Raw genomic sequence first — 7,920 nt, forward strand, 5'->3', positions numbered from 1 at the left:
ATTCGCCGCGCCATGGCTGCGAGAGAATCGAATCGGCTGCTCTCGGGCATTGTTCGCGTTTCGGATTCCGTCTATTGCAAACGGATGGTTCCTTCCTTCGACTGGCATCAACAAGAACAACCTCTGCTGATCGGCGCTTCGGATGCGGACGACGGCACTCCAGACAAAATTGTGATTAAACTGCAATCGAAAGTCCCGTTAAAAGACAAGTACGATTGCCCGGATACGGCGCCTTTCATTCGCGCTCACGTTCATCCTGACGATGCGACAAATGTAATCGTAACCCGAAAGTACGGACGGGATATGAATAAAAAGCTCGTGTGGATGGGGTACGATGTGACTTGGTGGATTGGCCGAACGTTTCTTGGAATCGGTCCTAAGCACCTGCAGGCGTATCTTGATCAATTTTGCTATTATTACAACCGCAGTCGATCCACCCTCTACGTTCAATTACTCGCGGATTGCATCCATTCTTCTAGAATCACCTATGCTGAACTCACAAAGTCCAGTGGCCGTTCCCGGTCTGGCAGGCTGGCTCGAGCCTCACGGCAACCTTCGCTTAAACTTGGATAATCCGCTCGCGGAACGAAGCCAATCCCTCACACGCCAATCTCCCGTTCTTTTTCAAAATAGGGTCTAAAACTGAGTCATGGGGATACCTTGCAAGCTGCTGAACGCTAATTCACAGCCGTGAGGATGATCAACTGATTAAGCGGGATAACTATCGCTAAACGCTTTAACCAGATTTCTGAGCGGTCGGGATAAAGACAAATGGAAGATAGGTCATTGCCGATATCGGAGGAGGCGTACGACCAACCTGACTGAACGGGATATCGGCAAATGGAGGGAAAAGGTACTATATATCCAGAATGCGGCGCAAAAACTGAATAGATGGGATACCGCCAAAAGAGGGGGAGAAGGCACTACATACCTATTCAAAATGTGGCACGGAAAAGCTGAGCGGAAGGGATAGCGGCAAAAGAGGCGGAGAACGATAAACCGCGCCGCTGGATTTCCGGACTCGCGCTCCACATTGGGGGCATTCCACATTGGCCATTCGACATTGGGAATTCGACATTGGGCATGCCGAATCGCTCTGGACATTTCTCCTGAATACCCGCTTTTGTACGTTTCTCCCATATGAGCTTACCTTAACAAATTTCTTGAAAAAAAGGGGGAGGGGAGGAATTCATACACGCTGATAGGGCAACAAAATCCCCGCGGCAAGGCCGCAGGGATTTTGATATACCCGTTCCGTTAATTACATGACTTTCGCTTGGCCGGAGTAAATGACGCCGTGCTCGGCGTACAGCGTAACTTCCATGCCGTCTTCCAAAAGCTTCGTTGCGTTGTCCACGCCGACGATAACCGGAATGCCCAGGTTAAGGCCTACGACAGCCGCGTGGCACGTAATGCCTCCGCATTCCGTAATGACCGCAGCCGCCTTCTCGAATGCCGGCATATACTCCTTGTCCGTCGAAGGAGCGACCAGAATGGCGCCGGACGTCATCTTGCTGTTCGCTTCTTCCGGCGAATTCGCGATGACGATTTTGCCGGTCGTGCTCTGGGAGCCGATGCCTTGTCCTTTGGCGATCAGTTCGCCGACGTTGTGGATCTTGATCAGGTTCGTCGTTCCGGAACGGCCTACCGGCACGCCCGCTGTAATGACGATCGTGTCGCCGAGGCGGACGATGCCGCTGTCCAGCGCGCCCTGCACGGCGATCTCGAACATCTCGTCCGTCGTGGACGCGGACACGCCTTTAACCGGAATAACGCCCCAGACGAGCTGAAGGCGGCGAAGCACTTGCTCCACCGGCGTTACAGCAATGATCGGGGATTTCGGCTTGTATTTGGAAACCATGCGAGCCGTATAGCCGCTCTCCGTCGAAGTGACGATCGCTTTCGCCTCGAGATCGAGCGCGGAGTTGGCTACCGCCTGGCTGATCGCCTCGGTTACGGACGTCTGCTGGGCGTTCGCTTGCTTCGTGAAAATTTCGCGGTAGTGCAGCGCGGACTCCGCGCTCTCCGCGATGCGGGCCATCGTCTCTACGGATTCGACCGGATATTTACCGGCCGCCGTCTCGCCGGACAGCATGATCGCGTCGGTGCCGTCGAAGATCGCGTTGGCGACGTCGGAAGCTTCCGCGCGTGTCGGACGCGGGTTGCGCTGCATGGAATCGAGCATTTGCGTAGCGGTAATGACCGGCTTGCCGGCGCGGTTGCACTTCTCGATCATGAGCTTCTGAACGAGCGGCACTTCTTCGGCCGGAATCTCGACGCCGAGGTCGCCGCGGGCAACCATCAGACCGTCGGACACTTCCAAAATTTCGTCGAGGTTGTCGACGCCTTGCTGGTTCTCGATCTTGGAGATGATGTGAATGTGGCGTGCGTCGTGACGCTCCAGCAATTCGCGGATTTCGAGCACGTCGCTGGCGCGGCGCACGAAGGATGCGGCGATGAAATCGACGCCGACTTCGATGCCGAACTTGATGTCGCTGATGTCCTTCTCCGTCAGACCCGGCATGGAGATCGCCACTCCCGGAACGTTAACGCCTTTCTTGCTCTTGATCTGGCCGCTGTTGACGATCTGGCACTTGATCTCGGTGCCTTGAATGTCAATGACTGTGAGGCCGATCAGGCCGTCGTCGATCAGAATCGTCGAGCCGACGTTGACGTCGGACGGCAGATCCTTGTACGTTACCGGAACGCGGGTGATGTCGCCGAGAATTTCTTCCGTCGTCAAGGTGATGTATTCCCCTTGAACGAGCTCGATCGGCTCTTCCTTCAGCTTGCCGAGACGAATTTCCGGTCCTTTCGTATCGAGAAGGATGGCGACGGTTTTGTTCAGTTCTTGGCAAGCCTGACGGATGGCCTTGATCCGGTTGCCGTGCTCTTCGTAGTCCCCGTGCGAGAAGTTCAAGCGGGCGACGTTCATGCCGGCGGCGATGAGCTTCTTCGTATTTTCCAGCGATTCGCTGGAGGGTCCGATCGTACAGACGATTTTCGTTTTACGCATGATTTCTTTTCCTCCGTTATCTATCCAGGTTGCATATATGGAGAGCTATTCCAGCTCTGCGGCACCGAAGCGTCCGACTTTGCGGAACTTCCGATACCGGTCTTCCCTCAGTTCGTCCGGCGACAGCTTGCCCAGCTCTTGCAGATTGCGCCACAGCGCCTCTTTGATCGACTCGGCCTGAGCGGCCTTGTCCCGATGGGCCCCGCCTTGCGGTTCCGGTATGATCTCTTCGATGACGCCGAATTCCAGCAAATCTTTCGCCGTAATTTTCATCGCTTCCGCGGCCTGGTCGGCCTTGGACGCGTCCTTCCAAAGAATCGAAGCGGCTCCGTTCGGAGAAATGACCGAATAGATCGCGTTCTCCAGCATCAGCACGCGGTTGCCCACGCCGAGCGCAAGAGCGCCGCCGCTGCCGCCTTCGCCGATGACGACGCAGACGATCGGCACGCCAAAATTCGCCATCTCGAGGAGATTGCGGGCGATCGCCTCCGATTGGTTGCGTTCCTCCGCGGTATCGCCGGGATAGGCGCCCTTCGTGTCGATAAGCGTGATGATCGGGCGTCCGAATTTATTCGCCTGCTGCATGAAGCGAAGCGCTTTGCGGAAGCCTTCGGGGTGCGGGCTGCCGAAAAACCGCTGGATGTTGTCCTTCGTATCCTTGCCCCGCTGGTGTCCGACGACCGTTACCGGCATGCCGTTCAGCTTCGCCAGACCTCCGACGATCGCAAGATCGTCCGCGAATACCCGATCCCCGTGCAGTTCGACAAAATCGGTGAAGATCAATGAAATATAATCCAGAGACGTCGGGCGCTGGTGATGACGGGCCATGTGCATGATCTGGGCCGCGCTCATTCCGCCGTAAACCTCCGACTCGAGCTGCTTGTAACGCTCTTCGAGCCTCGCGATCTCGTCCGAGAAGTCGATCTGTTTCTCGGCGCCGAAATGCTTGAGCTCGTCTATCTTCTTGCGCAATTCGGCGAGCGGCCTCTCAAAGGGCAGTTCACTGGACATCGGCCGGCTCTCCTTTCCAAGCATGCATATCAAGAAGCTTGGTCAATATGGCTTTCATTTCCTTGCGGGGAACGACCTTGTCCAGTTGGCCGTGCTTCAGGTTGAACTCGGCCGTCTGGAAGTTGTCCGGCAGCTTCTGGCGAATCGTCTGCTCGATGACGATGCGTCCGGCGAAGCCGACGATCGCTCCCGGCTCGGCCAGAATGTAGTCGCCGAGGCTCGCGAAGCTTGCAGACACGCCGCCCAGCGTCGGATCCGTGAACACGGAGATGAACAAGCCGCCCTGCTCATGGAACTTGGCGAGCGCGGCGCTTGTCTTGGCCATCTGCATCAAACTGAGAATGCTCTCCTGCATTCGGGCGCCGCCCGACGTGGAGAAGAGAACAAGCGGCAGCTTCTTCTCGGTGGCTCTCTCGATGGCGCGGGTTACTTTCTCGCCGACGACGGAGCCCATGCTTCCGCTGAAGAAATCGAAGCTCATAACCCCGATAACGACCGGGAAGCCGCCGATTTCGCCTTCTCCGGTGACGACGGCGTCCTTCAGCCCGGAATTCGCCTTCTGCTGCTCCAGCTTGGAGGCGTAGCCCGGAAAGTCAAGCGGGTCTTCGGAGACCAGGTTTTCGTCAATCTCAAAAAGACGCCCCTCATCGAGCGTCATCGCGATGCGCTCCCAGGCGTTCAACCGATAGTGATGCCCGCAGCCGGAGCACACCTTCAAGTTTTTCTCCAGCTCTTTGCTGAGCTGGATTTGACCGCATTTGGGGCAGCGGTTCATGAGCCCTTCGGGAATGTCCCTCTTCGTGCGTTCCGACGGAACGACGGCGTATTTTTTCTTCTGGAATAGATCCTTGAACACAGCGACACCTCACAAGCGATAAATGGCGGGGCCCGCGTTCGAGAAGCCCGGATGCCGGACCGTTCGAACAACCTCTATGGGTATCGTACTGGATTAAAGGTGCAGAATGCTTCCTAATACCTCTTGCACTTCCCGCACCTCGCCGGATGGAACCAATATTTCATATTGCGGTTTCGTTAGGTTTATGGGGCGTACTTGTACGAGAAACCCTTCATCGGTAAGTCGCTTCTGAATTCTGTCGGCGATCTTAGCGGTCGGCGCGATGTAGATGACCGTCCACATGATGCGGTACCCCCAATTTCTTAATCGTTCAATGAAAAGCGAAGACAGGCAATATGGAAATCATAGCACAGATTCCGCAAGACTAGCAACCGAGAAGCGGCAGTCCGAGGGGACGCGCCCGCAAAAGAAAGCCGATTGTGGGTCAATCGGCTTGCAGAGGGAGCCAGCTCAGCACTCTCCGGATTTTAAGATCCCAGTAGCCCCATTCGTGGGTTCCCGGCTCTTCCTCGTAGGTGAGCGGAAGCCCGAGCCCGCGGCAATGCTCGCGGAAACGCACGTTGTCCTCGTACAGGAAATCCTCCGTGCCGCAGCATTGATAGAGAAGCGGAGCGTCCGGCCGGCCCGCGACCCGCTCCGCCAAAGCGAACAGATCGATAGACGAGCCCGGTACGGAAGCCGGATCTCCGACGATATTGCGAATGTCTCCTCCGAAGCCTTCCGCGACGAGACGGTTCACGTCCACGGCGCCGGAGAGGCTGGCTACGGCCGCATAACGGTTCGGATGCGTGAGGCCGAGCTTAAACGCGCCGTACCCGCCCATCGAAAGCCCTGCCGCGAAGTTGTCCTCCCTGCGCTCCGACAGCGGGAAGAACGAACGCGCCAGGAGCGGAAGCTCTTCGCTGACGAACGTCCAATACTTCGCTCCGTGCGCCATGTCCGCGTAGAAGCTGCGGTTGACGGCCGGCATGACGACGGCGATCCCGTACTCTTCCGCGTAGCGCTCGATCGACGTTCTCCGGCACCAGGTCGTATGGTCGTCCGACAAGCCGTGCAGCAAATACAGCGTCTTCAGCGGTCTGCGCTTCTCCCCTTGCGGGATGATTACGTTCATGGAAGCCGAAATTTCCAACGATTCGGAAAAGAAACTGCTTTGAAATAATGCCACGTCGATTCCTCCATCAGGGTATAAAATTGTAAGGTATGCGTTGACGTTACTTGACTCTTACTCTGTCTTTCCCCAGCAGTTGCTCCAACTCCTCGACAAGCGCGGGTTTCGGATCGACGTAGTATTCGTCGCTCAGGGCTACCGTGCGGCGATCCTTCTCGTAGCGAAGAATCGTCGGCAGCTTGCCGGGATGCGCCTTCAGCAGCAGCTTGAGGCGGATGAGCGTCGCGGGCTTCTCGTGCTCCGCGTCGATGAGAATGTAGACGCGCTGCTGCTCCGAGTCCGCCGACGCGGCCGCAGCAGGAGCGGCCTCGGCGACGGCCCTGGCTCTCGCCGAGGAGGACGCGGCTCCCGATGCCGACTTGCTCGCAGCCGGCCCGGCAGACGCCGCTCTGTCGCCGCCTCTGCCGGAGTAGCCGCCCCCTCCCGCGCCGCCGCTTCTCCCGCCGGACGAGAGCCGCCGCAGCCTCTCCGCCTGGGCCTTCAAGTCGCCGGCGTCCAGCGGCAGGATATCGTCCGCCAGCAGCTTGTAATCTTCGTCCCCGAGCTGCACCTTCGCCCGCACGAAGACGAGCGAGCCTTTCTTGACGAAGGAGGACGCCTTGGCCCATGCGGACGGGAAGGCGACCAGCTCCGTCCCCATGATCCGGTCTTCGATCTCCAGGAACGCCATCGCCTGGCCCTTGCGCGTGACGAACGGCTTCATCGAGACGATCATGCCCGCCGTGAACGCCGTCGCCCCGTCCGGCAGCTCGGCGATATCGACGAGCCGCTCGACCTTCAGCTCTTCCATCAGCTCGTCGTAAGCGTCCAGCGGGTGACCGGACAGGTACAGCCCCATCAGATCCCGCTCCAGCTCCAGCATCTGCGTCTGCGAATAGGCCGGAACGGCCGGCAGCTCCACGTTCCAGTTCGGCGTCTCCTCGAAGTCGAACAGCTCGATCTGCAGCTCCTCCCGCTCCTTGCGCCAGAGCGCCGCGGCCGCGACCGTCGGCTCGAGCGCCGCCAGCTGCTGGGCGCGGTGGCCCGGCATCGACTCGAGCGCCCCCGCCTGCACGAGCGACTCGATGACGCGCTTGTTGCACGCGCGCGGGTCGATGCGGCGGCAGAAGTCGCTCAAGCTCTCGTAAGGCCTCTCGGCCCGCTCTCGCATAATGCTCTCGATCGCCTGCGTGCCGACGTTCTTCACGCCCGCGAGTCCGAAGCGGATCGCGCCTCCCCCCTCGGCGAAGGCGACCGGGGTAAACAGCACGCCGCTCTCGTTCACGTCGGGCTTAAGCACGGCAATGCCCATTCTGCGGCATTCGTCCACGTACTCCGCCGTCTTCCTCTGGTTGCCGACGACCGCCGTCAGCATTGAAGCCATGAAGGCGACCGGGTAGTGGGCTTTCAGATAAGCGGTCTGGAAGGCGAGCACCGCGTAGGCGGCGGCGTGCGCGCGGCAGAAGCCGTAATCCGCGAACCGGACGATCAGATCGTATACCCCGTTCGCTTCCTGCTCGCTGTATCCTAGCTTCAGGCTGCCAGCGACGAAATGCTTCCGCTGCTCGTCCAGCACCTCCCGCTTCTTCTTGCCGACGGCTCGCCTCAGCAAATCCGCCTGACCCAGAGAAAATCCGGCCATCACCGACGCGATCTGCATGATCTGTTCCTGATAGACGATAATGCCGTACGTATCGGCGAGAATCTCCTTCAGGTTGGGGTGGGGGTACTCCACCTCCACCAAGCCGTGCTTGGCGCGAATGAACTGCGGAATGAACTCCATCGGACCGGGCCGGTACAGCGCGACCGCGGAGACGATGTCCTCGAACGAGGACGGCTTCATCTCCTTGAGCACGCGGCGCATTCCCGTGGACTCGAGCTGGAAGA

6 protein-coding genes and 1 pseudogene are annotated in these 7,920 nt (G+C 58.6%); 1 reads left to right on the plus strand and 6 read right to left on the minus strand.

Annotation, left to right across the window (positions count from 1 at the left end; all coding sequences use genetic code 11):
• A pseudogene (locus ACESLM_RS29960) lies at positions 1–573 on the plus strand (hypothetical protein); the annotation flags it as partial.
• 688 nt (positions 574–1,261) lie between these two features.
• Here the strand turns inward: ACESLM_RS29960 and pyk are convergent.
• From pyk to dnaE, 6 genes are all read right to left on the minus strand, one after another.
• The gene (gene pyk, locus ACESLM_RS29965) at positions 1,262–3,016 is read right to left on the minus strand and encodes a pyruvate kinase (RefSeq protein WP_372638305.1); all 1,755 of its coding nucleotides are present in this window, start codon (positions 3,014–3,016) and stop codon (positions 1,262–1,264) included.
• A gap of 45 nt (positions 3,017–3,061) precedes the next feature.
• A complete protein-coding gene (locus ACESLM_RS29970) occupies positions 3,062–4,027 on the minus strand; it encodes an acetyl-CoA carboxylase carboxyltransferase subunit alpha (protein WP_372638307.1) in 966 nt (321 codons plus the stop codon).
• Complete coding sequence (gene accD, locus ACESLM_RS29975) at positions 4,017–4,883, minus strand: acetyl-CoA carboxylase, carboxyltransferase subunit beta (protein WP_094050320.1); 867 nt, start codon at positions 4,881–4,883, stop codon at positions 4,017–4,019. The genes ACESLM_RS29970 and accD overlap by 11 nt, the downstream gene beginning before the upstream one ends.
• Before the next feature lie 93 nt (positions 4,884–4,976).
• Complete coding sequence (locus ACESLM_RS29980) at positions 4,977–5,165, minus strand: glutamate decarboxylase (RefSeq protein WP_094050319.1); 189 nt, start codon at positions 5,163–5,165, stop codon at positions 4,977–4,979.
• A 142-nt stretch (positions 5,166–5,307) separates the two neighbouring features.
• Positions 5,308–6,051: an alpha/beta hydrolase gene (locus ACESLM_RS29985; protein ID WP_372638309.1), complete on the minus strand. Its 744-nt coding sequence runs from the start codon at positions 6,049–6,051 to the stop codon at positions 5,308–5,310.
• A gap of 46 nt (positions 6,052–6,097) precedes the next feature.
• On the minus strand, positions 6,098–7,920 hold a 1,823-nt coding region (gene dnaE, locus ACESLM_RS29990), incomplete at its 5' end, for a DNA polymerase III subunit alpha (RefSeq protein WP_372638311.1).

Source organism: Cohnella sp. (genome assembly GCF_041641335.1).
In the GTDB taxonomy this organism is placed as follows: Bacteria; Bacillota; Bacilli; order Paenibacillales; family Paenibacillaceae; genus Cohnella.

Bases quoted from the DNA above. Each gene is read 5' to 3' on its own strand.
- pyk (WP_372638305.1), bottom strand. From the start codon at position 3,016: ATGCGTAAAACGAAAATCGTCTGTACGATCGGACCCTCCAGCGAATCG.
- ACESLM_RS29970 (WP_372638307.1), bottom strand. From the start codon at position 4,027: ATGTCCAGTGAACTGCCCTTTGAGAGGCCGCTCGCCGAATTGCGCAAG.
- ACESLM_RS29980 (WP_094050319.1), bottom strand. From the start codon at position 5,165: ATGTGGACGGTCATCTACATCGCGCCGACCGCTAAGATCGCCGACAGA.